The organism is Pseudomonas sp. LS-2, assembly GCF_003605735.1.
Classification (GTDB): domain Bacteria; phylum Pseudomonadota; class Gammaproteobacteria; order Pseudomonadales; family Pseudomonadaceae; genus Aquipseudomonas.
The window spans coordinates 889259-914048 of record NZ_QXTJ01000039.1 but is presented as its reverse complement, the minus strand read 5'-3'; the positions used below and the strand labels follow the sequence as shown (position 1 = coordinate 914048).

The 24790-nt window shown below is 59.6% G+C and carries 19 protein-coding genes; 10 read left to right on the top strand and 9 right to left on the bottom strand.

What is annotated here, in order from left to right; genetic code table 11:
* Positions 1-114: 114 nt before the first annotated feature.
* On the bottom strand, positions 115-1026 hold the full coding sequence (locus tag D3M70_RS25410; RefSeq protein WP_120128348.1) for a LysR substrate-binding domain-containing protein: 912 nt from the start codon (positions 1024-1026) through the stop codon (positions 115-117).
* 303 nt (positions 1027-1329) lie between these two features.
* Here D3M70_RS25410 and D3M70_RS25405 point away from each other — a divergent pair, with 303 nt between their 5' ends.
* The 6 genes from D3M70_RS25405 to D3M70_RS25380 all read left to right on the top strand — a co-directional run bounded on the left by D3M70_RS25405 (position 1330) and on the right by D3M70_RS25380 (position 9011).
* Positions 1330-2754, top strand: a complete 1425-nt coding sequence (locus D3M70_RS25405) for an aspartate ammonia-lyase (RefSeq protein ID WP_120128347.1) — start codon at positions 1330-1332, stop codon at positions 2752-2754.
* Between the two features lie 250 nt (positions 2755-3004).
* Positions 3005-4459: a sodium:alanine symporter family protein gene (locus tag D3M70_RS25400; RefSeq protein WP_120128346.1), complete on the top strand. Its 1455-nt coding sequence runs from the start codon at positions 3005-3007 to the stop codon at positions 4457-4459.
* A gap of 30 nt (positions 4460-4489) precedes the next feature.
* Positions 4490-5494 (top strand): asparaginase, encoded by a 1005-nt coding sequence (locus tag D3M70_RS25395; protein ID WP_120128345.1) that lies wholly within the window; start codon positions 4490-4492, stop codon positions 5492-5494.
* A 185-nt stretch (positions 5495-5679) separates the two neighbouring features.
* Positions 5680-6672, top strand: coding sequence for an AraC family transcriptional regulator (locus D3M70_RS25390; protein WP_120128344.1), 993 nt, complete (start codon positions 5680-5682; stop codon positions 6670-6672).
* A gap of 168 nt (positions 6673-6840) precedes the next feature.
* Positions 6841-7869 (top strand): histone deacetylase family protein, encoded by a 1029-nt coding sequence (locus tag D3M70_RS25385; protein WP_120128343.1) that lies wholly within the window; start codon positions 6841-6843, stop codon positions 7867-7869.
* A 29-nt stretch (positions 7870-7898) separates the two neighbouring features.
* A complete protein-coding gene (locus D3M70_RS25380) occupies positions 7899-9011 on the top strand; it encodes a polyamine ABC transporter substrate-binding protein (protein ID WP_120128342.1) in 1113 nt (370 codons plus the stop codon).
* 112 nt (positions 9012-9123) lie between these two features.
* Here D3M70_RS25380 and D3M70_RS25375 read toward each other — a convergent pair whose 3' ends face one another.
* Positions 9124-10005, bottom strand: a complete 882-nt coding sequence (locus D3M70_RS25375; RefSeq protein ID WP_120128341.1) for a bestrophin family protein — start codon at positions 10003-10005, stop codon at positions 9124-9126.
* Between the two features lie 240 nt (positions 10006-10245).
* Here D3M70_RS25375 and tkt point away from each other — a divergent pair, with 240 nt between their 5' ends.
* Entirely contained in the window at positions 10246-12339 is a 2094-nt protein-coding gene (tkt, locus tag D3M70_RS25370; protein WP_120128340.1) for a transketolase, read from the top strand.
* Positions 12340-12451: 112 nt separating this feature from the next.
* On the opposite strand, the gene D3M70_RS25365 is transcribed toward tkt, so the two are convergent.
* Entirely contained in the window at positions 12452-13663 is a 1212-nt protein-coding gene (locus D3M70_RS25365) for a YeeE/YedE family protein (RefSeq protein WP_120128339.1), read from the bottom strand.
* A gap of 179 nt (positions 13664-13842) precedes the next feature.
* A complete protein-coding gene (locus tag D3M70_RS25360; protein WP_120128338.1) occupies positions 13843-15390 on the bottom strand; it encodes a PLP-dependent aminotransferase family protein in 1548 nt (515 codons plus the stop codon).
* A 205-nt stretch (positions 15391-15595) separates the two neighbouring features.
* Between D3M70_RS25360 and D3M70_RS25355 the strand changes: the two genes are divergently transcribed.
* Both D3M70_RS25355 and D3M70_RS25350 read left to right on the top strand, forming a co-directional pair.
* A complete protein-coding gene (locus tag D3M70_RS25355; protein ID WP_120128337.1) occupies positions 15596-16042 on the top strand; it encodes a GNAT family N-acetyltransferase in 447 nt (148 codons plus the stop codon).
* Between the two features lie 15 nt (positions 16043-16057).
* A complete protein-coding gene (locus D3M70_RS25350; protein WP_120128336.1) occupies positions 16058-16735 on the top strand; it encodes a GNAT family N-acetyltransferase in 678 nt (225 codons plus the stop codon).
* 148 nt (positions 16736-16883) lie between these two features.
* Here the strand turns inward: D3M70_RS25350 and oadA are convergent, their stop codons facing one another.
* Together oadA and D3M70_RS25340 are read right to left on the bottom strand one after the other, a co-directional pair.
* Positions 16884-18692, bottom strand: coding sequence for a sodium-extruding oxaloacetate decarboxylase subunit alpha (oadA, locus tag D3M70_RS25345; RefSeq protein WP_120128335.1), 1809 nt, complete (start codon positions 18690-18692; stop codon positions 16884-16886).
* Positions 18693-18703: 11 nt separating this feature from the next.
* The gene (locus D3M70_RS25340) at positions 18704-20119 is read right to left on the bottom strand and encodes an acetyl-CoA carboxylase biotin carboxylase subunit (protein WP_120128432.1); all 1416 of its coding nucleotides are present in this window, start codon (positions 20117-20119) and stop codon (positions 18704-18706) included.
* A 198-nt stretch (positions 20120-20317) separates the two neighbouring features.
* Here D3M70_RS25340 and D3M70_RS25335 point away from each other — a divergent pair, with 198 nt between their 5' ends.
* Positions 20318-21268 (top strand): LysR family transcriptional regulator, encoded by a 951-nt coding sequence (locus D3M70_RS25335; RefSeq protein ID WP_120128334.1) that lies wholly within the window; start codon positions 20318-20320, stop codon positions 21266-21268.
* Here D3M70_RS25335 and D3M70_RS25330 read toward each other — a convergent pair.
* The 3 genes from D3M70_RS25330 to D3M70_RS25320 all read right to left on the bottom strand — a co-directional run bounded on the left by D3M70_RS25330 (position 21222) and on the right by D3M70_RS25320 (position 24698).
* Positions 21222-21452, bottom strand: a complete 231-nt coding sequence (locus tag D3M70_RS25330; protein WP_120128333.1) for a PA3496 family putative envelope integrity protein — start codon at positions 21450-21452, stop codon at positions 21222-21224. The genes D3M70_RS25335 and D3M70_RS25330 overlap by 47 nt on opposite strands.
* Before the next feature lie 195 nt (positions 21453-21647).
* Positions 21648-22514 (bottom strand): transcriptional regulator HexR, encoded by an 867-nt coding sequence (gene hexR, locus D3M70_RS25325; RefSeq protein ID WP_120128332.1) that lies wholly within the window; start codon positions 22512-22514, stop codon positions 21648-21650.
* A gap of 144 nt (positions 22515-22658) precedes the next feature.
* The gene (locus tag D3M70_RS25320; RefSeq protein ID WP_120128331.1) at positions 22659-24698 is read right to left on the bottom strand and encodes a bifunctional diguanylate cyclase/phosphodiesterase; all 2040 of its coding nucleotides are present in this window, start codon (positions 24696-24698) and stop codon (positions 22659-22661) included.
* Positions 24699-24790: the final 92 nt, after the last annotated feature.

Below are 24790 nucleotides of genomic sequence, written 5' to 3'. Positions count from 1 at the left end.
ACCGGCCAAAGGCCGCGCAGTATACCGCAAAGAGTTTCGTTTAACAGAACGCTGACGACCTCCTGTCAGCCAATCGCTTCTCGCTGCAAAGCCCCGTATTTACTGACTCCCAGGTCAGGCAGGCGCCTGCGCGACGCCACCCTCCAGCTTGCGCCACAACAGCCGAACATTGGCCTTGCGTACCAGGGCGCAGCGGTACAGCCGAATCTCCAGCGGCACATGCCATTGCGCACCTCCACAAATCACCAGCTCGCCACGTTCCAGCTCTGCCGCAATACTCAGGCGCGGCACCCAGGCGATGCCCAGCCCCTGGAGTGCCATGCCCTTGAGACTGTCCGCCATTGCCGTTTCGTAAACCGTGGTGAAACGCAGACTGCGCTGGCGCAGCAGCAGGTTGACCGAGCGCCCGAGGAATGCGCCTGCGCTATAGGCCAGCAGTGGAACGCTGAGTTCTCCCTCCAGGTCGAACAACGGCTGTCCGTCCGCATCTGCCGAGCATACCGGGAGCATTTCCGTCATGCCCAGGTGCAGGGAAGGGAAAATTTCTGCGTCCATCTGCAACGCGGCATCCGGGTCGTAGAACGCGAGCATCAGATCGCAGCCCCCTTCACGCAGGGCATGCACCGCGTCGCCCACATTGGTGGCGACCAGCCGCGTGGCGATGTTCAGCCCCTCATTGCGCAGCTGGGCGATCCAGCGAGGGAAGAAACTCAGTGCCAGCGAGTGAGCCGCTGCAATCTGCATGACCTCACCTTGCCCGCTTTCCAGATGATGCAAATGACGCAGCACCTCGCCAAGCTGATCGACCACGGTACGCGCCGTCACCAGAAACAACTGCCCCGCCGCCGTCAGCTCGATAGGGGTTCGGGATCGATTGACCAACGTCAGGCCCAGAGCGGACTCCAGACTGCGAATTCGCCGACTGAACGCCGGTTGCGTCACGAATCGACGCTCCGCCGCCTGCGAGAAACTGCGGGTCGCGGCCAGTGCGCTGAAGTCTTCCAGCCATTTGCTTTCCAGGTTCATGGCGTCCTCCCCGGGACGTGGTTACCGCAGTAACTGTAGGAGCGCGCTTGCCCGCGATTGCGTCGTGTCTGCGGACCACGATGCCACTGACAACCCGCAATCGCTGGCAAGCGCGCTCCTAGAGTGATGGACCGAACTGGCAACTGAAGCTGTTCACACGCTCGTCATAATCCGAACGTCACATCCACATTATGCCGTTTGCGCATAGGCTAGCGCTTAACAGCATTGGTTCGCAATCAGCCACAGGCCTAGTATTAAAGGCGTTCCGGCTTAGTCCGTGCCTTTCTTGAGACTTTCTCTATCATGTCCTCCGCTGCATCATTTCGCATCGAAAAAGACTTGCTTGGCGTTCTCGAAGTACCCGCTGAAGCGTATTACGGCATCCAGACCCTGCGCGCCGTACAGAACTTCCGGCTCTCCGGCGTTCCAATCGCTCACTACCCCAAACTGGTCGTTGGCCTGGCCATGGTCAAACAGGCAGCAGCAGATGCGAACCATCAGCTCGGTCACCTGAGCAGCGAGAAGCACGCAGCGATCAGTGAAGCGTGCGCACGTCTGATTCGCGGCGACTTCCACGAGCAGTTCGTGGTCGACATGATTCAGGGCGGCGCCGGTACGTCCACCAACATGAACGCCAACGAAGTCATCGCCAACATCGCACTCGAAGCGATGGGTCATGGGAAAGGCGAGTACAAGTACCTGCACCCGAACAACGACGTGAACATGGCGCAGTCGACCAACGACGCATACCCGACGGCCATTCGCCTCGGTCTGCTGCTGGGTCACGACGCCCTGCTCGCCAGCCTCGACAGCCTGATTCAGGCGTTCGCCGCCAAGGGCCAGGAATTCAACCACGTTCTGAAAATGGGCCGCACCCAGTTGCAGGACGCTGTGCCGATGACCCTCGGCCAGGAATTCCGCGCCTTTGCCACTACCCTGACCGAAGACCTCAATCGCCTGCGTAGCCTGGCGCCTGAGCTGTTGACCGAAGTGAACCTCGGCGGCACCGCCATCGGTACCGGCATCAACGCAGACCCCGGCTATCAGCATCTGGCAGTAGAGCGTCTGGCGATCATCAGCGGCCAGCCGCTGGTTCCCGCTGCGGACCTGATCGAAGCCACCTCCGACATGGGTGCATTCGTACTGTTCTCCGGCATGCTCAAGCGCACGGCAGTCAAGCTGTCGAAGATCTGCAACGACCTGCGCCTGCTCTCCAGCGGCCCTCGCACCGGTATCAACGAGATCAACCTGCCAGCGCGTCAGCCAGGCAGTTCGATCATGCCCGGCAAAGTGAACCCGGTGATTCCGGAGGCCGTGAACATGTGCGCCTTCGAAATCATGGGCAACGACCTGGCGCTGACCGTTGCGGCGGAAGGCGGCCAACTGCAGTTGAACGTGATGGAGCCGCTGATCGCTTACAAGATCTTCGACTCGATCCGTCTGCTGCAGCGCGCCATGGACATGCTCCGCGAGCACTGCATCGTCGGCATCACCGCCAACGAACAACGCTGCCGCGAACTGGTCGAGCATTCGATCGGCCTGGTGACTGCACTGAACCCGTACATCGGTTACGAGAACGCCACCCGTATCGCCCGTATTGCCCTGGAAACAGGCCGTGGCGTACTGGAACTGGTGCGCGAAGAGGGTCTGCTCGACGACGTGATGCTTGCCGACATTCTGCGCCCGGAAAACATGATCGCTCCACGATTGGTGCCCCTCAAAGCCTGATCGACCGCTCCCGCTTTACCTGCAACACGATCACCAGGCTGAGGGCCTAGACACCCCTCACCCTTTTGAGGGCCGGAAGTAGACGCTTCCAGGCCCTTTTTTTTGCCCGGAATCATTTGATTCCGATCCCGGTCACACACCCATCGGCACACGCCCGCAGAGCGGTAAGCCACCCAAAGCAACAACCGAATAAAGACTCCAATAACGCGCACCGGTATAGTGCGCCCCCTCTAAAAAGCGAGGATCACACATGCTTGAAGTCATCAACGACTTCCTCTCCGGAAAACTGCTGATCGTGCTCATCGTCGGGCTCGGTGGATATTTCACGATTCGCTCGCGTTTCGTTCAGTTACGCCATTTCTTTCACATGTTCGCGGTCTTTCGCGAAAGCCTGCGCAGCAGCTCGGGTCAGTTGAGTTCGTTTCAGGCCTTGATGCTCAGCCTTGCGGGGCGAGTGGGCGCCGGTAACATCGCCGGTGTCGGTATCGCGGTGACGCTGGGCGGACCGGGTGCGGTGTTCTGGATGTGGGTGACCGCTCTGGTCGGCATGGCGAGCAGTTTCTTTGAGTGCTCTCTGGGCCAGCTGTACAAGCGTTGCGATGCCGAAGGGCAATACCGCGGCGGCCCGTCCTATTACATTCAGCATGGCCTGGGCAAACGCTGGCTGGGCATGGTCATGGCGGTGTTGCTGCTGGTGACCTTCGGTTTCGCCTTCAACGGCTTGCAATCCCACGCCGTGACCCATTCTCTGAACAGCGCCTTCGGTGTTTCACCGGGTTATGCCGGTGTAGGTTTGGCCGTGTTGCTTGGCCTGGTGTTCGTGGGAGGCATCAAGCGCATCGCGGCAGTGGCCGACCTGCTGGTGCCGATCAAGACGCTGGTCTACATCGCGGTGACGCTGTACGTGATTGCCGTGCAGTTCGAACATGTTCCACTGATGTTGATGACCATCGTCAAAAGCGCATTTGGTATGGATGAGGTGTTCGGTGGCCTGATTGGCAGCGCGATTGTCATGGGCGTGAAGCGCGGCGTATTCGCCAACGAAGCCGGTCTGGGCAGCGCGCCCAACGTGGCGGCGGTGGCTGAAGTTCAGCACCCGATCGCTCAAGGGGTGGTCCAGGCATTCAGCGTCTTCCTCGACACCTTCGTCATCTGCACCTGCACCGCACTGCTGATTCTACTCTCCGGTTTCTACACTCCCGGCTTCGAAGGCGATGGTATCGCCCTGACCCAGAACTCGCTGGCTGCGGTCGTCGGTGACTGGGGCAAGCTATTCATCAGCGTGGCGTTGGCGTTGTTCGTGTTCACCTCGATTCTCTACAACTACTATCTGGGCGAAAACAGCCTGCGCTTCCTGATCGGCGAAAGCCGCAAGGCGCTGATCGGCTATCGTGCGCTGGTACTGGCGCTGATCCTCTGGGGCGCCGTCGAAGACCTGGGCACCGTGTTTGCTTTCGCCGACATCACCATGACCCTGTTGGCGTTCGTCAATCTGATCGCGCTGGCCATGCTGTTCAAAATTGGACTGCGCATCCTCAATGACTACGATGCACAGCGTAAGGCAGGTATCCAGACGCCGGTGTTTGCCTCCAGTCAGTTCCCCGATCTGGATCTGGACCTCAAGGCCTGGCCGAAACCGGGCCACGAACAGCCTGCCGTGACGTCTGCCACGGCGAACGGAAAAACAGTCGTCGACGCTTCTTAATCATCCGAAAGTCAGTCCAGGGAGACAGGCATGAATCGCGAAAACCACGCACCGGCCCAGCAAGTGATGGTGCTTTATACCGGTGGAACCATCGGTATGCAGGCCAGTGAAAACGGTCTGGCACCGGCTTCCGGATTCGAAGCACGGATGGCCGAGCAACTCGCTGGTCAGCCCGCGCTGGTAGTGCCGCAATGGCAGTTTCGCGAAATGTCTCCTTTGATTGACAGCGCCAACATGACACCCGACTACTGGCAGCGCCTGCGCGAAGCCGTGGTCGACGCCGTCGAAGTGAAGGGCTGCGATGCCGTGCTGATCCTGCACGGCACCGATACTCTGGCTTACAGCGCAGCGGCCATGAGTTTCCAGTTGCTGGGATTGAATGCGCCGGTAGTCTTTACCGGCTCCATGCTGCCTGCGGGCGTCCCGGACAGCGATGCCTGGGAGAACGTCAACGGTGCATTGCAATCACTCGGCAAAGGCCTGCCAGCGGGTGTGCACCTGTACTTCCACGGTGAGCTGCTGCAGCCAACACGTTGCGCCAAGATTCGCAGCTTCGGGCGTAATCCGTTCGCTGCGCTGAATCGTGCGCGTGGGGAGCAGGCGGTGTCCCATTTGCCAGCGGCGCTGGATTATCGCCAACCCAAGCAGTTGGTCAGCGTCGCGGTGTTGCCGTTGTTTCCCGGCATAGGCGCCGCGCAACTGGATGGCCTGATCGACAGCGGCATTCAAGGCCTGATCCTCGAATGCTTCGGCAGCGGCACCGGCCCCAGCGACAATCCGGCCTTTCTCAACAGCCTGCAGCGTGCCCGCGAACAAGGCATCTGTGTGGTCGCGATCACTCAATGCCATGAAGGCGGCGTGGAGCTTGATGTCTACGAAGCCGGCAGCCGCTTGCGCGCAGTTGGCGTCCTGTCCGGCGGCGGCATGACCCGCGAAGCGGCGTTCGGCAAGCTGCACGCGCTGCTGGGGGCGGGGCTGGCGCAGGACGACGTGCGGCGTCTGGTGGAACTGGATGTGTGTGGGGAGTTGCGCTGATCAGCATTGACATACCCTCCGTGTAGGAGCGCGCTTGCCCGCGATGGCGAAGGCCCAGACAACATTGCAATGTCTGGACAAATGTATCGCGGGCAAGCGCGCTCCTACACCACTTCGCGAACATCCACGATCTACGGCACACCTCTTGCTCCCCTTCTCCGATAAAAAACATTCGGAACGGCCTCATGCTTCATTCTCACCTCACCACCCTCAACGCCGTTTCGCTGGTGCTCGAGACGTTTTCGGCCGAAGGCTGGGGCAGCGAAGCGTTGCTGGCCGGGAGTGGGATCACTGAAGCGGATCTGAGTCGGCCGGGTATCCGCATTACCACTTTTCAGGAAATGCAGGTCTGCGCCAATGCGGTAGCGCTGCGCAGGGAGATCGGTTTGCCACTCGGCCGGCGCATGCACGTGTCGTCCTACGGGATTCTCGGTTACGCCCTGCTGACCAGTGCCACTTTCGGTGACGCCTTGCGCCTGGCGCTGGAATACCCGGCGTTGCTCGGCACGTTGTTCGAACTGCAGTTGATCGAGGACGGCGAGCGTATCTGGTTCAGCGCCAGCGACTATCGCGACGACGAGGGCCTGCGGGTCTTCAACGCCGAGTTGTGCATGGCATCGCTGAAGGTGATATGCGACGACTTGCTGGGCAAACCCTTGCCACTGCTTGGCGCCCGCTTCGCCCATGACGCCCCTGATTACCAGGCCAGCTATCGCGAAAGCTTCGCCTGCACCTTGCACTTCAATGCCGAAGACAACGCGTTCGCTTTCGACAAACGCTGGATCGATCAGCCGCTTAACCTCGCCGATCCTGTGACGCACCGCGACATGCGTGAGCGTTGCCGTCGGCAGAACATCGAGTTCACCGGGCGCCAGGCGTGGCTGGGACGAATTCGTTATCTGCTATCAGACCAACTCGATCAGACCCCAAGCCTCAGCGTGCTGGCGCAAAAGATGAACTGCTCGGAGCGCACCCTGCGCCGTCATTTGCAGGCGACCGGCAGCAGCTATCAACAACTGCTCGACGAGATACGCTTCGAGCGAGCCAAGCAATTACTGCAGGACGATCAACTGCCCATTCATCGCATCGCCGAAGAGCTTGGCTTCAGCGAAACCGCCAGCTTTCGTCATGCCTTCATTCGCTGGAGCGGTGTGGCGCCGAGCCAGTTTCGGGTTTGACTACTTGCCTCGGCACTTGCCTCGAAACAGGGCGATCCGCCACATTTAGGGGCGATTTACGGACAGAGTTTATGGCCGAATTAATCCCCTTTTGGCCGTTTCCGTCGTTCTCTGAAAAGCCTTGCGCCACAAGAATGGCAGTCAACTTAGCCCCGGGAGAACAAAAAAATGCTGACGATCTATTCGGACGATCACCATCTTCATCATGGCCGCTGCGAGTTGATCGACGGCAAGCTGATGCCCTGTTTCGAGATGCCATCGCGCGCCGACCATGTGCTGCAACGGGTTACAGACCGTGAGATAGGCGCTGTAGAGAGCCCGCAGGACTTCGGCATTGCACCGATCGAACGCATTCACACCAAGGCGTTTCTGGAATTCTTCAAAGGTGCCTGGGCACGTTGGGCCGAGACCAATCCGGAAGGTGATCTACTTCCCTACACCTGGCCTGCTCGAACCTTGCGCTCGGTCATTCCCACCAGCCTGCACGGGCAACTGGGTTATTACACGTTCGACGCTGGCGCTCCCATCACTGCCGGCACCTGGCAAGCCGCTTACAGCGCAGCCCAGGTTGCACTCACCGCTCAGTCAGCGATCCAGAATGGCGCTCGCAGCGCGTTCGCCCTGTGCCGTCCACCGGGACATCACGCGGCCAGCGATGTCATGGGCGGCTATTGCTACCTGAACAATGCGGCCATCGCGGCCCAGGCCTTTCTCGACCAAGGGCACAAAACGGTCGCGATCCTCGACGTCGATTACCACCACGGCAACGGCACTCAGTCGATTTTCTACGAGCGCAGCGACGTGCTGTTCACCTCAATCCACGGGCACCCTGAAGCGGAGTTCCCGTTCTTCCTCGGCTACGAAGACGAGCTCGGCGAAGGCGCCGGGGAAGGCTTCAACTTCAACTATCCACTGGCAGCCGGAAGCGACTGGACGCAATGGAGCGCGGCGCTGGAAAAGGCTTGCGCAGAGATCGAACGCTTTGGCGCCGACGTCGTGGTGGTGTCGCTTGGCGTCGACACCTACAAGGACGACCCGATCTCGCAATTCAAGCTCGACAGCCCGGATTACCTGCTCATGGGCGAACGCATCGCACGCATGGGCAAGCCCACTCTGTTCGTGATGGAAGGCGGCTACGCCGTCGAGGAAATCGGCATCAATGCCGTGAACGTGCTGGAAGGTTTCGAACGCGTCTGACCCTCTCAATTCGAAGAAGAGCAACCACGATGAACAGACTCAAACGCTTTATCGCGTCAGCCCTCCTCTGCACTTCCGGTGCGGCCATGCTCGGCGGCCTGGTGCACGCCGACGAGCAAAAGACCCTGCGCGTCTATAACTGGTTCGACTACATCACGCCGCAGACCCTGGAAAACTTCAAGAAGGACACCAAGGTCCCGCTGATCTACGACATTTTCGACACCAACGAAGCACTGGAAGCCAAACTGCTGACGGGCAACTCGGGCTACGACGTCGTCGTGCCGTCCAACGTGTTTCTCGCCAAGCAGATCCAGGCCGGCGTGTTTCAGCCGCTGGATAAGTCGAAGCTGACCAACTATTCGCACCTGGACCCCAAGCTGATGAAGCTGCTGGAGGCCAACGATCCGGGCAACAAGTTCGCCGTGCCTTACATGTACGGCACCATCCTGATTGGCTTCAACCCGGACAAGGTCAAGGCGGTGCTTGGCGACAACGCACCTGTGGACAGCTGGGATCTGATTTTCAAGGAGGAAAACATCAGCAAACTGAAACAGTGCGGCGTGACGCTGCTGGATTCGCCTTCCGAGATCCTGCCGCTCGCCCTGAAGTATCTGGGGCTTGATCCAAACAGCAAGAATCCGAAGGATTACGACAAGGCAGAAGCCTTGCTGATGAAGATTCGTCCGTACATCACCTACTTCCACTCCTCCAAGTACATGGCTGACATTGCCAACGGCGATATCTGCGTAGCAGTGGGCTATTCGGGCAGCTTCTCGCAAGCCGCGAACCGCGCCAAGGAGGCCAAGAACGGTGTTGTCGTGGACATGCGCCTGCCGAAGGAAGGTGCGCCGATCTGGTTCGACATGCTGGCGATTCCGAAGGGCGCCAAGGACGTGGAGGATGCCCACACGTTCATCAACTACCTCCTGCAACCGAAGGTGATCGCGCCGATCAGCGACTTCGTCGGGTATCCGAACCCGAACAAGGACGCGACCGAAATGGTCGATCCGGCAATCCGCACTAACCCGAATCTGTACCCGACCGACGAAGCGATGAAGACGCTCTACACGCTGACACCGCTGCCCCGTGATGCCGAGCGGGCGCGGACGCGTGTGTGGACCAAGATCAAGTCGGGCACCTAAAAGCAGCGACAAAGCTGATCGTGCCCACGCTCCGCGTCCATTGTGTGACGCCGAGCGTCACGGACGCCATTACCACGCGGAGCGTGGGAACGATCAGAACGCCGCTTGGGGCTTACCGCTGCTTTTCGGTGGCATCGCGCAGCATCGAATTCAAATTCCCCGAGATGTTTTCGCACAGCGCTTTCATCTGAATCTCATGCTCGGATGCCTTGAACGGGCTTTGCAGGTCGGTGCCGATCTTCTCGATCGCCAGCAACATGAAACCCACGACCGTGGAAGCCAGTGGCGTAAACCAGCCGAGGGTTTCGACAAGCCCGATGGGCACGATGATGCAGAACAGCGTGATGAACAAACGCGGGAACGTCACGTACGGATAAGGCAGCGGCGTATTGGCGATTCGCTCCATGCCACCCTGGCAATTGGAAATCTCCACCAATGTCGCTTCCAGCCGTTCAAGACGAATGCTGTCCAGGCGGCCAGCCTTGTATTCGCCCGCGATGATCGCGGCGGATTCATTGAGGATGTCGTTGGGGAAGTTATTGGTGCGTTTGCGGCGCTCATACTCTTCACGCGGAATCATCGCGGTCACGTCCTCGCCGCAATCCCCGCCCTTCAAATGCGCTGACAAACATTCCACATATGCCACGTGCCGACGCAGCAGTACGGCTTTGACCGGGTTCAGCTCATCCTCGTCGTCGATCAGCGTCAGAACCTGTCGCGCAAAGCTTCGGGAGTTATTGACCAGTGCCCCCCACAACGTGCGCGCCTCCCACCAGCGGTTGTAGGCACTTGAGTTACGGAAACTGGTCAGCACCACCAGCGCCGAACCGAGCAACGTCAGCGGCATCGACGGCAAGGTGATCTTGCGCTCCAGATAGAGCATGAAATCGACCGTGACGATGACGTCCCAGATCAATAGCCAGAACAGCGACCAACCGATGTAGGTGAAGGTTCTGATCATGGCGCGATATTTCTTGATGATCGTTTCCTGCAAAGGCCACCCCCGTTCAAAAGTCAGTGATCGGGTACGGCAACATGCACAAACCCCAAGGGTTCGAATGCAAATGGACCAGATGGTTCGCCAGAACTCCTCCGGATCGACGAGTTGCTGAATCGGTTAATGCTTTGAGACGGCACGCCAGTCAGCTAACAGATTATTCATGGAACGAACCCGCCCTCCCCGTGCTCAACACCTATCTGGAAGCTTCAGCCACACGTTACGAGGAGAAAGTTAATGAGCTCGTCTGCTACCTCTCACTCCACCGAACGACCAGCGCCACAGCACAGCGACCGCGATCAACTGACCATCAACACCATCCGCACCCTGGCGATGGATGCCGTGCAGAAGGCCAACTCTGGCCACCCCGGCACGCCCATGGCGCTTGCGCCGGTCGGCTATACACTGTGGAAAAATTTCCTGCGCTATCACCCTGAACATCCCGACTGGCCAAACCGCGACCGTTTCGTGCTCTCGGTAGGTCATGCATCGATGCTGCTGTACTCACTGCTGCATCTGGCAGGCGTGGTCGAAATCGACGAGCACGGTAAGCGCTCAGGCAAACCAGCGGTGAGCCTGGAAGACATCAAACAGTTTCGCCAACTGAACTCCAAGACCCCCGGTCACCCTGAGTACCGCATGACCACTGGCGTTGAAACCACCACCGGCCCGCTGGGTCAGGGCTGCGCCAACAGCGTGGGCATGGCAATGGCCGAGCGTTGGCTGGGTGAACATTTCAACAAACCAGGCGCGACACTGTTCGATTACAACGTCTATGTATTGTGCGGCGACGGCGACATGATGGAAGGCGTGACGGCCGAAGCGGCTTCCCTTGCCGGTCACCTTAAACTGTCCAACCTTTGCTGGATCTACGACAACAACACCATCAGCATCGAAGGCCACACGGAACTGGCCTACAGCGACGATCCACTCAAGCGCTTCGAAGGCTACGGCTGGAAAACTCTGCATGTGAAAGACGCCAACGACGCCGCGGCGCTGGCCCAGGCGATCCAGACCTTCCAGCAGACCAATGATGCGCCGACCCTGATCGTGGTCGACAGCGTGATCGGCTATGGCTCGCCGAACAAACACAACACCGCATCGGCCCACGGCGAACCGCTGGGTGAAGATGAAATCAAGCTGACCAAGAAAGCCTATAGCTGGGACGAAAACAGCAGCTTTCTGGTGCCGGAAGAAGCCCGCCATCACCTGCGCGACGCGCTGTTGGAGCGAAGCGGCAGTGATTACGACGCCTGGCAGGAGACGTTCGCGCGCTTCGAGAAAGATCAGCCGGCGCTGGCCGATGAACTTCAGAGAATGCGTGCCGGGGAGATGCCAGAGGGATGGCGCAACACGGCGGTCAGCTTCGACGCCGATGCGAAAGGCATCGCTACGCGGGCCTCGGGTGGCAAGGTTCTGAACGGCTTCGCCCAACAGATTCCCTGGCTCATCGGAGGATCAGCAGACCTTTCCCCCTCCACCAAAACCAACCTGACCTTTGAAGGGGCTGGCAGCTTCGAAGCCGACAACTACGGTGGCCGCAATCTGCACTTCGGTATCCGCGAGCACGCCATGGGCTCCATCGCCAACGGCCTGGCGCTGTCCTATATACGCCCGTACACCTCAACGTTTCTGGTGTTCAGCGATTACATGAAACCGCCAATTCGCCTGGCCTCGATCATGGAATTGCCCGTCGTGTTCGTCTTCACCCATGACTCCATCGGCGTCGGTGAAGACGGTCCGACCCACCAGCCTATCGAGCACCTCACGCAGCTTCGTGCCACGCCCGGCTTGCTGACGTTGCGTCCAGGGGACGCCAACGAAACCGCCGAAGCCTGGAAGGTCGCGCTGGCGCAGACTCATCGCCCAAGCTGCCTTGTACTGTCCCGCCAGCCGATGCCAACGCTGGACCGCTCGAAATATGCCAGCGCCGAAAACGTTGCCAAGGGTGCCTATGTGCTGGCCGACGCCATGAAAGACAAAGTGGACGTGATCCTGATCGCTACCGGCAGCGAGGTCGGGATGACCGTCGAAGCGTTCGAGAAACTCAAGGCCGACGGCATTGCTGCACGCGTGGTGTCGATGCCGAGTTGGGAATTGTTCGAGGACCAGGACAAGGCCTATCGCGACAGCGTATTGCCACCGAGCGTGACTGCGCGCCTGGTGGTGGAACAGGCGGGACCTGTCGGCTGGGATCGGTATGTCGGTCAGAGCGGCGCGAAGATCGTGATGAACACGTTCGGCGCCTCGGCACCGATCGACAAGTTGCAGGCAAAGTTCGGATTTACCACTGACAACATCGTCAAGGTGGCGAAGGAACAGCTGAAGTAATACCGCTAAGTTGGACCATCCCTAGTAGCAGTCCGGTTTGCCGGCGGTAGCGATACTGCAAGCGCCACCGCCGGCAAGCCGGACTGCAACAAACCATTTGTTCAGCTTCTGATCAGCAACCGGTCAAGACAACCGGACGGCGCTCGCCTTCGAAGAAGAACGGACGAATACGCACACCCACCGCATTGCCGGCGAATGCCGCGATCAGCCAAAGCCAGCCATGCAGGCTGCCTGAAGCGATGCCGCTGAAATATGCACCGATATTGCAGCCGTAGGCCAGGCGCGAACCGTAACCCAGTAAAAGACCGCCAATCACCGCCGCGACTAGGGAACGCGTCGGGATCTTCAGACTTGGCGAGAAACGTCCGGCAAGCCCCGCCGCCACTGCCGCACCCAGCATGATGCCAATGTCCATTACGGTGGTGATGTCTTCCCACACCGGAGCGGCCAGCGCCTTGGCGTTCGCCGGACTCTGCCAGAACACCCAACTGCCGACATCAACGCCCAGACCGCTCGCCACTTTCGCGCCCCACAAGGCGAACGCCGAGGTGATGCCCCAAGGGCGGCCAGCCAGTGCCAAGGTCGCATAGTTGAGCAAAGCCAGCGCGATGGCGCCCCACACCAGCGGCCACGGGCCGCGCAGGAAACGCCGCAGACCGACATGCTCGCTGCCAACGGCCGCTTCCAGCTCGCCATGGCGACGCTTTTCCAGCTTGATCGTGACCAGAGCGATGATGGCGAACAGTGCCAGGCTCATGATCAGCGCGGGCATCACGCCAAAGACCTTGACGATGGAGGTAGCCGGAAACGACGGCAGCGAGAACCACCAATCGGCGTGATGGGTGGCCACCACCGAACCGATGATGAAGAACAGCAACGTCACGACCATCCGCGCATTACCACCACCAACCGTGAACAGCGTTCCTGATGCGCAACCGCCGCCCATCTGCATGCCGATACCGAAGATAAACGCGCCGAACACGACCGATACACCCGCTGGCGCGACCAGGCCCGTCACCGGATTGCCGAACAAAGTGCCTGCGCCAAGCGCCGGGAAGAACAGGACCACAGCGATCGCCAGCATCACCATCTGCGCACGCAGACCGGCACCACGACGCTCGTTGATGAATACGCGCCACGCTGAGGTGAAGCCGAACGCCGCGTGGTAAAGCGTCAGACCCAGCGCCGCACCGACGATCAGCAGCAGTACTTGTTTGCCGCCCACAGCGGACTGGAGAAAGAGTGCGCCGATGACCAACAGAATGAAGGCAATCAGCGGCGTGCCGAACTTGCGTTCCGGCGTCGCAGAAAGAGGAAGGCTCATGAAGGTATCTCAGGGAATGGTTGCAATGGGCGCGAGTATACCCACGTAAATGCTGAGCATTAAGCGCTGCCGGACAGTGAATCACGTGTAGCAGCAAGGCTCGCCAGCGGTGGCGATCTCACAGCCCCACCGCCGGCAAGCCGGACTGCAACATAGCTCCGGTCGAGAGACCGTTTTGATCAATCTCGCCACACCCGGCGCAACCTCTCCAGGGCCGACGCAATATCCGCCTCCGGCACCGCCGCAAATCCCAGCACCAAGCCGGCCCGGTTCTCCACAGGGGTGCCCGATTCGGGCAGCCAGTACCCGCTCAACGGCGCGACCTCGACCCCCACGCTTTCCGCCTTTGCCACCAGTTCCCGCTCTCGCTCTATGCTGTCAACTTCCACCGACACATGCAGCCCCGCCAGCGGTCTGGGCATCGGACTGCAGCCGCGCAGATCTTCTGGCCACCCGGCGAGTAGCGCATCGCGTCGACTCAATGCCGCGCGACGCATGCGCCGGATATGCCGCTGAAAGTGCCCCGCCGCGATGAACTCGGCCATGACCGCCTGAGTGCCAATCTCCGAGTGACGCATGTCCACGGCCCGTCGCTGACTGAAAGGCTTGACCAGATTGCGCGGCAACACCAGATACCCAAGACGCAACGCCGGAAACGCCACCTTGGCGAACGTCCCGACATACAGAACGCGCCCATGCCGGTCCAGCGCAGCCAACGGCGACAAAGGCGCTCCGCTGTAGCGGTACTCGCCATCGTAATCATCCTCCACGATCCAGCCTTGATTACGCTCGGCCCAGGCCAGCAGATCGAGGCGCCTGGCCAGGCTCATGGTCACGCCCAAGGGGTATTGGTGAGAGGGCGTGACGTAGGCCAGTTTACAACTGCTGTCGCTCGAATCCGGGCAACGCATCCCCTCCGCGTCCACCGGCATTCCATGCAGTTTCGCCCCCGCGACGGCGAACGCGTGGCCGGCCGCACGGTATCCGGGATTTTCAACCGCCACCCCGTCGCCAGCGTTCAACAGCAACTGTGCACAAAGGGTAATTGCCTGTTGAGCGCCACTGGTGATCACAATTTGCTCAGGCACACAGTGCATGTCACGGGAGGTTCTCAAATATGCAGCAATGAGTTCACGGAGCCGCCATTCCCCTGCCGGGTCCCCGTAGCCCAACTGATGCAAACCCGGTTTGCGCCAGAAAGCTGCGTGGAGCTTGCCCCAAACGTCAAAAGGAAAGAGATCGAATGCTGGAATACCGACGCGGAACGCTTTCGGCATACCCGTTTTATGAGCACTCAAATGATGGCGCTCAAGCAGCTCCAACGAAGCACTGTGGATAACTTCACTGGATAAATCATCAGGTTGAATGAGCGATTTTGTGGATAAACCTGTTGATAAGCTTGGTGATAACCCTGTGGACAGTTTTGTGGATACTTTTTTCAGCGCTTTTGGTTTATCCGGAAGTTGGGCAACGTAAGTGCCGTCCCCGATCCGTCCTTCAGTGAAGCCTTCGGCATACAGCTGATCGTAGGCGCGCATTACGCTGTTGCGGGAGATCGACAGGGAAATCGCCAGATCCCGGCTGGCTGGCAAACGCGTGCCACTGAGCAGACGCCCGTCGAGGATTCGCTGGCGCAACGCCTGATAGAGCTGACGACTCAGCCCATGGCGTCGGTCCAGCGCGATTCCGGCGAAGTCGAAGGTCAAGGCAGGCGCGGAAGCAGGCATTCGATTGGCCCTACGAAATTGATCGTTATTGGTTCTTACAACAGACCATTAGGCTGCCTAGGATTGATTCAGTCGCCAAGGAAAATCTCATTCCTGGCTCCGCTTTCTATGGGATGCAGACATCGTCGGCTCGAATCGTTGGATGCCATGCAATCCGGGGCGCTACGATCCGTAATCGTTCGCTCCATGAACCAAGGAGAAACCCGTGTCAAATGTACAGATTCGCCCTGTCACCGCCGAAGATCACGACGCGTGGCTCCCGCTGTGGAAGGCTTACCTGACCTTCTACAAGACCGAATTATCCGATGCAGTGACCGCGAGCACCTGGCAGCGTTTTCTCGACAGCAACGAACCCACCAACGCCGCCCTCGCCTGGGAGGACGGCAAGGCAGTCGGGATGGTGCATTTCATCTTTCATCGCTCGAACTGGAGCATCGATTACGCCTGCTATTTGCAGGATTTGCTGGTCGTCCCTGAGCAACGCGGCACTGGCGTCGGTCGCAAGCTGATCGAGTACGTGTACGTCGCGGCTAAAAACGGTGGCGCCGACAAGGTCCACTGGCTGACTCACGAAACCAATGCCACGGCCATTCAGTTGTATGAGCGCATCGCCGAACGACCGGGCTTCATCCAATTCCGCAAACCGTTGTAAGACTGGAATCCGAACATGTCGAATCTTGAACATTGGCAATCGGCAGCGCTGCCGGACACCCGAACCCTGAACGGACGCTTCATCCGTCTGGAGAAACTCAATGCTGCCCGTCACGCGGACGGTCTTTGGGCAGCGCTTGAGGGCCCCGGCGCCGACCCGAAACTCTGGGATTACCTGGCCGTCGGCCCCTTCACCGAACGCAGCGCCTTCGATGACTACCTGGCGGGCCTGGAAGCCTCGACCGACCCATGGTTCTACACCGTGGTGGATCAAGAGACCGGCGTGCTGGATGGCTTTCTCAGCCTGATGTCCATCGTTCCGAGTCAGGGGCGCGTCGAGATCGGCCACGTGACCTTTGGCGCCTCAATGCAGCGCACACCCAAGAGCACCGAGGCGGTTTACCTGCTCGCACAGGAATCCTTCGCGCTGGGCAACCGTCGCCTGGAATGGAAGTGCAATGCGGACAATGCCCGCTCCATGCGCGCCGCCGAACGCTTCGGTTTCAGCTTCGAGGGCACCTTCCGCCAGCACATGGTGGTCAAGGGCAAGAACCGCAACACAGCCTGGTTCTCGATCCTGGACAGCGAATGGCCTGAGCGACAGAGGGCTTTCGCCGCCTGGCTGGCTGTGGACAACTTCGCTGATGGGAAACAGCTCAAGACGCTGGAGCAAATCCGGATCGCGACAGTTTGATGGCCGAGGCCGGTCTGGATCTGGGCATCTCTGCGCATCACTGAATCGCAGACAAAAAAAGAGGAGCCACGAGAGCTCCCCCAGAGGTTAACCGTCAGCCATCCCCGCGTCTGTGCGCGGGAGGCTGTTTATCTTTGAGGCGTCGCGATCAGCCTTCGATCTCTACCAGAATTTCGCCGGGGTTCACGCGGTCACCCTTGGCGACGTGGATCGCCACCACCTTACCGGCGACAGCTGCCTGAACCTCGGTTTCCATCTTCATCGCCTCGGTGATCAGCACTGCCTGACCGGCCTTGACCATATCGCCTTCCTTGACCAGCACATCGACGATATTGCCTGGCATGGTGGTGCTGACGTGGCCTGGTTTGCTGGCCTGAGCGCGCTTGCCGATGCCGCCGCCGACAAACTCGTTGAGCGGCTCGAACACCACTTCCTCCGGCATGCCGTCGATGGACAGGTAGAAGTGGCGCTTGCCCTCGGCCTTCACCCCGACACCGGTGATATCCACGCGGTAGCTTTCGCCGTGAACGTCGATCACGAATTCAGTCGGAACGCCCTCGCCGCCCGCCTTCGCCACAGTGCCGGGCTCGGGAATTGGCAACAGCGGTTCCGGCGACAGCGTGCCGGCTTCTCGTTCTTCGAGAAACTTGCGACCAATGTCCGGGAACATGGCGTACGTCAGCACGTCTTCTTCGGATTTTGCCAATGCGCCGATTTCACCGCGCAGCTTGGTCATTTCCGGCTTCAACAGGTCGGCTGGACGAACGTCGATCAGTTCTTCGTTGCCGATAGCCTGACGGCGCAGCTTCTCGTCGACCTGTCCCGGCGCCTTGCCGTAACCGCCCGTGAGGTAGAGCTTCACTTCGTTGGTGATGGTCTTGTAGCGCTCGCCGGCCAGTACGTTGAAGAACGCCTGGGTGCCCACGATCTGCGAAGTCGGGGTCACCAGCGGCGGGTAGCCCAGATCCTTGCGTACGCGAGGGATCTCGGCCAGCACTTCGCCCATGCGGTTCAACGCGCCTTGCTCTTTGAGCTGGTTGGCGAGGTTGGAAATCATCCCGCCCGGCACCTGATTGACCTGTACGCGAGTGTCGACCGCAGTAAATTCGCTCTCGAACTGGTGATACTTCTTACGCACGGCGTAGAAGTACAGACCGATTTCTTGCAGCAGTTCCAGATCCAGACCGGTATCGAACTCACTGCCCTTGAGCCCCGCAACCATCGACTCGGTGCCCGGATGGCTGGTGCCCCAGGCAAAGCTGGAGATGGCAGTGTCAATGTGATCGGCGCCGTTCTCGATCGCCTTCATCTGGCACATCGCAGCCAGACCGGCAGTGTCGTGGGAGTGGATGAAAACCGGCAGCGACTGCTCGGATTTCAGTGCCTTGACCAATTCGCCAGTGGCGTACGGCGTCAGCAGACCGGCCATGTCCTTGATCGCAACCGAGTCGCAACCCATGGCTTCCATCTGTTTGGCCTGGGCGACAAACGCCTCGATGGTGTGCACCGGGCTTGTGGTGTATGCGATGGTGCCTTGGGCGTGTTTGCCCGAAGCTTTAACGGCTTCAATGGCCACGCGCAAGTTACGCACGTCGTTCATGGCATCGAAGATACGGAACACGTCGATGCCGTTGACCGCCGCCTTGGCGACGAACGCCTTGACCACGTCGTCACTGTAATGGCGGTAGCCCAGCAGGTTCTGACCGCGCAGCAGCATTTGCAGGCGCGTGTTAGGCAGGGCAGCGCGCAGTTGACGCAGGCGCTCCCACGGGTCTTCTTTCAAAAACCGGACGCACGCGTCGAAGGTTGCGCCGCCCCAACATTCCAGCGACCAGTAGCCGACCTTGTCGAGCTTTTCGCAGATCGGCAGCATGTCCTCGGTGCGCATGCGGGTCGCCAGCAGCGATTGGTGAGCGTCGCGCAGGATGGTGTCAGTTACAAAAATCTTCTTGGACATTGTTGTGTTCCTCACAGGCCTGCGTGGGCGGCAATGGCGGCGGCGATGGCCAGTGCCAGCTCTTCGGGTTTGCGCTTGATCGAGTAGTTGGTCAGTTCCGGATGGCTTTCTACGAAGCTGGTATTGAACTGGCCGCTGCGGAATTCCGGGTTGCGCAGGATTTCCTGGTAGTAAGCGGCGGTGGTCTTCACACCTTGCAGGCGCATGTCATCCAGCGCGCGCAGGCCACGATCCATCGCCTCTTCCCAGGTCAATGCCCAGACAATCAGCTTCAGGCACATCGAGTCGTAGTACGGCGGAATGGTGTAGCCGGTGTAGATCGCGGTGTCGGTACGCACACCCGGCCCGCCGGGCGCGTAATAACGGGTGATCTTGCCGAAACTGGGGAGGAAGTTGTTTTTCGGGTCTTCGGCGTTGATCCGGAACTGCAACGCGAAACCACGGTGAATGATGTCTTCCTGCTTGACCGAAAGCGGCAGGCCGGACGCGATGCGGATCTGCTCGCGGACGATATCGATGCCGGTGATCTCTTCGGTGATGGTGTGCTCGACCTGAACGCGGGTGTTCATCTCCATGAAATACACCTCACCCTCGGCTAGCAGGAATTCCACGGTCCCAGCGTTCTCGTAGCCCACGGCTTTCGCGGCACGCACCGACAGATCGCCGATGTACGCGCGCTGTTCCGGGGTCAGCTGAGGACTTGGGGCGATTTCGATGAGCTTTTGGTTGCGGCGCTGAATCGAGCAGTCACGCTCGAACAGATGCACGACGTTGCCGAAGCTGTCACCGAGGATCTGCGCCTCGATGTGCTTGGGATTGACGATGCATTTTTCGAGGAAGACTTCGGCCTTGCCGAACGCCTTGGTGGCTTCGGATATGACGCGGGGGAAGGCCTGTTCCAGTTCTTCACGGCTGTTGCAGCGACGAATGCCACGACCGCCACCGCCGGAAGTGGCCTTGAGCATCACCGGGTAGCCGATGCGATCGCCTTCGGTGAGCGCCTCGGCGATATCCGCAACGTTGCCTTCGGTGCCAGGCGTGACCGGCACACCGGCCTTGATCATGCTGCGTCGGGCTTCGGTCTTGTCGCCCATGCGACGAATCACTTCAGCGGACGGCCCGATGAATTTGATCCCACGCTCGGCGCAAATCTCAGCCAGATCAGCGTTTTCCGAGAGGAAGCCATAACCGGGATGCAACGCATCGCAACCGGTTTCCACGGCCAGGTTCACCAGTTTGCGCGGGTTCAAGTACCCCTCAAGCGGTTCGGAACCAATGCCGTAGGCTTCATCCGCACGCTTCACGTGGAGCGCATGGCGATCCGCGTCGGAATAGATCGCAACCGAGCGGATGCCCATTTCGGCGCAGGCGCGCACGATACGGACAGCGATTTCTCCACGGTTGGCGATCAGGATTTTTGTTATCACTGGCATTTCCCTCGACCGATGAGCAGACGGACCGGATTCCCGGTCTGTACGTAGCGACACTCCGTTACTGCATGGTGCGGCGCGGCGATGGAGTCACCCTATGACGAATCAGGAATTAACAAAAATGAGTAAAAATTGGGTTAAACATAAGTAAAACCTTATAGTCAGCACTCCAGCCATTTTCGGAGCGACCCATAAGTGCGTAAGTCATTGATGCGTATGACATTGCGTCAACTGCGGATTTTCAATGAGGTCTGCGATCTGCGTTCCTACAGCCGTGCAGCCGAGGAAATGTCGCTCACCCAACCGGCCGTCAGCCTGCAAATTCGCCAGTTGGAAGAACTCATTGGGCAGCCACTTTTCGAATATGTAGGTAAGAAGCTTTACCTCACGGAAGCCGCCGAGGCGCTACAGCTTGCCAGCCGCGACATCTTCGGCCGTCTGGAAAACCTCGATATGCAGCTCTCCGACATGCAGGGCTCGCTGCAGGGCCAGCTGAAACTGGCCATCGAGTCGAGCGCGAAATACTTCGTGCCGCATCTGTTCGCCGCGTTCAAGCGACGCTACCCCGAAGTGATGCTCAATCTGACTGTAGTCAACCGAGCGCAGGTCATTCGCCGACTGTCGGATAACCGCGACGATCTGGTGGTGATGTCGATGGTCCCGCAAGACATGGGACTGGAATTCCTACCGTTCCTGAACAATCCCATCGTGGCGGTGGCGAGACCGGATCATCCGCTGTGTCTGCTGCCTAACCCCGCGCTCAAGGACCTGGAAAACCAGACGCTGGTCATTCGCGAACCGGGGTCTGGAACGCGCAAGGCTTGTGAGGAGTATTTCAAAGAGAAGCGCATCCACTTCGAGCACACGCTGGAGGTCTCCTCAGCGGAGGCTCAAAGAGAGTGCGTGGTGGCAGGCTTGGGCGTTGCCCTGCTGACGCGACATGCACTGAGTCTGGAACTGGCCACCGGCACGCTCAAGGAGCTACCGGTGGCCGAGCTGCCGCTGTATCGGAGTTGGTGCGTCGTACAGGCTAGAGAGAAGCGTCTGTCGCCGGTGGCTCACGCGTTCCTTGCGTTCATTCGTACCGAACGGGCGCAGATCAGCGAGCTGGTCGCGCGCTTTGACGGGCACCTTCCGAAACGCTAGCGCTCTGCCAGAAGTTGGCCGAGGCAGCATCGAGGTAGTCAGACAGCTCCTGATTCAGGCGGCGTTCTTCAGAGTAGGTTTCGATTGCACGCCGGAACGCCATGCGGCGCTGGTCTTCCTGCTGACGACGTGTCTTGACGCTGGAGGGGCTGTGCTGCTGCGAGTCATCGTAGTGCCGAGGCATATCCTGTCTCCCATTGCGTGTGCGGGAGTACAGAGTGGCCTTGAGGCGTGACGATCAGGTGGCGCGGGGGTTACAAATTGGTGAAGTTGTCACATGCACTATAGGAGCGTGCTTGCCGCGAACGCATGACGTCGGCAATAGACGCATGACTGGCCCGCCGTATTGGCGGGCAAGCGCGCTCCTACAATGATCGGTTCAGTCCTCTGTCGACTTAATCGACTTCGGCGACAGACGCAGGCTGCGCAAGCTGCGTTTCACGCTCTTGAGATGGTTGACCAGGCTTGGACCACGCGCCATCGCCACGCCCATGGCCAGCACGTCGATGACCACCAGATGGGCGATGCGTGAGGTCAGCGGAGTGTAAATCTCGGTGTCCTCATGGACGTCGATCGCCAGATTGACCGTGGACAACTCCGCAAGCGGAGTCTGACTCGGGCACAGAGTGATCAGATTTGCGCCGCTCTCACGCACCAGGTTGGCAGTGATCAGCAAGTCCTTGGAGCGCCCGGACTGCGAGATGCACACTGCAACATCGGTCGGCTTCAGCGTCACCGCTGACATCGCCTGCATGTGTGGATCAGAGTACGAAGCTGCGGTCAGTAATAGTCGAAAGAACTTGTGCTGCGCATCCGCCGCTACCGCCCCCGACGCACCAAAACCGTAGAACTCGACGCGATGTGCCGCGGCCATGACCGTGACTGCCGCCTGCAGCGCGTGGGGGTCGAGCTTCTCCCGCACTTCCATCAGCGTGTGCAGCGTGGTGTCGAAAATTTTCAGGCTGTAGTCGGCGACCGAGTCATCTTCATGTATTGCGAACTGACCAAAGCTCGCGCCAGCCGCCAGGCTCTGCGCGAGTTTGAGTTTCAGGTCCTGAAAACCCGTACAGCCGATGGCACGGCAGAAACGCACGATGGTGGGCTCGCTGATGCCGACGCTGTGGGCCAGATCGGCCATGGAACTGTGCATCACGGCCGCCGGATCGAGCAGCACATGGTCTGCTACCTTGAGCTCCGACTTACGCAAGAGATGGCGGGACTGGGCGATGTGCTGCAACAGATTCAATGGACAGGACTCAATTGAAGGATGGGCCGGGCTGTAGCTTTCTTGTAGTTATACTACATGACCTGCAAACCGCACAGCGAAACGATCTTGCTCTTGGCAATCGAGGCGCTTTACCTGCGCGGTTGTCATCGAGTGTAGGACTTTTCACGCATGACTCCAGGCGACGGCTTTACCAACGCGCAGGATGTCTCCCATCGCACTGGCCTCGACAGGCCGGCTGATCAGGTAGCCCTGCACCTCGTCACAATAATGCGCCTTCAGGAAAGCCAGTTGTTCGGCGTTCTCGACCCCCTCTGCAACTACTTTCAGTTCCAGGCTGTGAGCCATCGCGATGATCGCCCGCGTGATCGCCGCGTCTTCGGTGCCTTCGTTCAGGCCGCGAATGAAGGCTTGATCGATCTTCACGTAATCGACCGGAAAGCGCTTGAGGTAACTCAACGACGAATAGCCTGTACCGAAATCGTCGATGGCGAGCTTCACTCCCAGCTCACGCAGTTGCTTGAAGGTGCTGATGATGTGCTCGACGCTGTCCAGTAACTGGCTTTCGGTCAGCTCAAGCTCAAGGTACTCGGGCATCAGTCCAGCTTCGTCGAGAACCTGACGAACCAGGCTCACCAACTTGCCTTGGCGCAACTGATGCACCGACAGATTCACCGAGACGCGGATCGGCCGCAGCCCTTGGCGTTGCCATTCGCGGGATTGCCGGCAGGCCTGGCGCAGCACGAACTCGCCGATGTCGGCAATCAGCCCCGTTTCTTCCGCCAGTCCGATGAACTCGCCGGGAGGAACCATACCGCGCGTTGGATGGCGCCAGCGCACCAATGCTTCTGCCGAGCTAAGACGCCCGCTCGCCAGTTCGAGTTTTGGCTGATAGAACACTTCCAGCTGTCCCTCTTCTATCGCACGGCGCAACTGGATTTCCAGCTGCAGACGCTCCAGGGTCCGGGCCTGCAGGCTCTCTGTGTAGAACTGGAAATTATTGCCCCCCAAGTGCTTGGCGTGTTGCATTGCCATATTGGCCTGAGTGACCAGCGCGGCAATGTCCCTCGCCGAATCCGGCAAGAGGGCGATGCCGACGCAAGCGCTTATCACCAGTTCATGGCCCGAGATGGACAACGGCGAACGCAGTTTGGCCAGCAATCGGGTGGCCACTCGGGCCATCGTTGTCAGGTTGCCATAGGTGTTGAACAGCACGGCGAACTCGTCAGCCGACAGCCGTGCGACGGTATCGGCTTCGGTCAGCTCGGCACTGAGTCGACGCCCGACCTGGCGTAAAAGTTGGTCGGCGACTTCATGGCCGAGGCTGTCGTTAAGCAATTTGAAACGATCCAGATTGATGTGCAGCAGCGCCAGGTTTCGCCCGCCCCGGCGCACATGCTGGTGGGCTTCTCGCAGGCGTTCGTTGAACAATGTCCGATTGGCCAGGCCGGTCAGTTCATCGTAATGCGACAAAAAACGCGTGCGTTCCTCGTACTGCCGGGCCAGCTCTTTATTCAGTTCCTCGCTTTTGGCCTGCGCCTGTTGCAAGTGCTCAATCAGGGCCAGATTCTGGAAGCGGCGAGTCAGGCCGCGCTGGATCAGCCGGTTAACCTGCGCGGCCACCACGATCAGCGCCAGCAACAGGATCAGGCCGAGCCAGCCCCAGCCACGCAATGGAACACTGCCGCCCCAGAACAGGTAAAGAATTGGCGGCAGCAGGCAAGGCACGGTGAACGTCAAAAAGGCGGGAATGCTCGCTGCATAGGCCACGCTGGCCGACAAGGATGCAGCGCCGATGAGCCCGAACACCCAAGCCTGTTGAACGAAGCTTTCGACCGGCACCAGCACCAGGGCTGCGCTGGACAGCGTGAATCCGCTGACGCAGGCGCCGGCAAGAAACATGCGTTTCCAGATCGGTTGCGCCTGTCGCTCAGGCGACGCGGCACGAAACGCCGCCACCTGGAGAACACGCAGGCACACGAGCACCGACAGCCAGCCCACCCAGACGCCGACCAGTACATAGCGTTCCGGGCTCCAGAGCAGCCAGGCACAGAGCAAACCATTGATGAACATGAACAGGGTCGGCAGCAACGACCCCTGATAGAGAAGGCGTGTGCGCTCGACGGCAAGCTGGGTGGCGAACTGCTTGCGGATGACACGGCGTGCCGCCACTGAGTCGGCCGAGGCTTCAGAGCTGGTGGTCATGGCGGTTCTTATAATTAGTGAGCCTTGAACATCAGCGGAGCATACACAAGCCACCGGACAGACCAAACAGTCAGAAAAATAAATTGCATGGA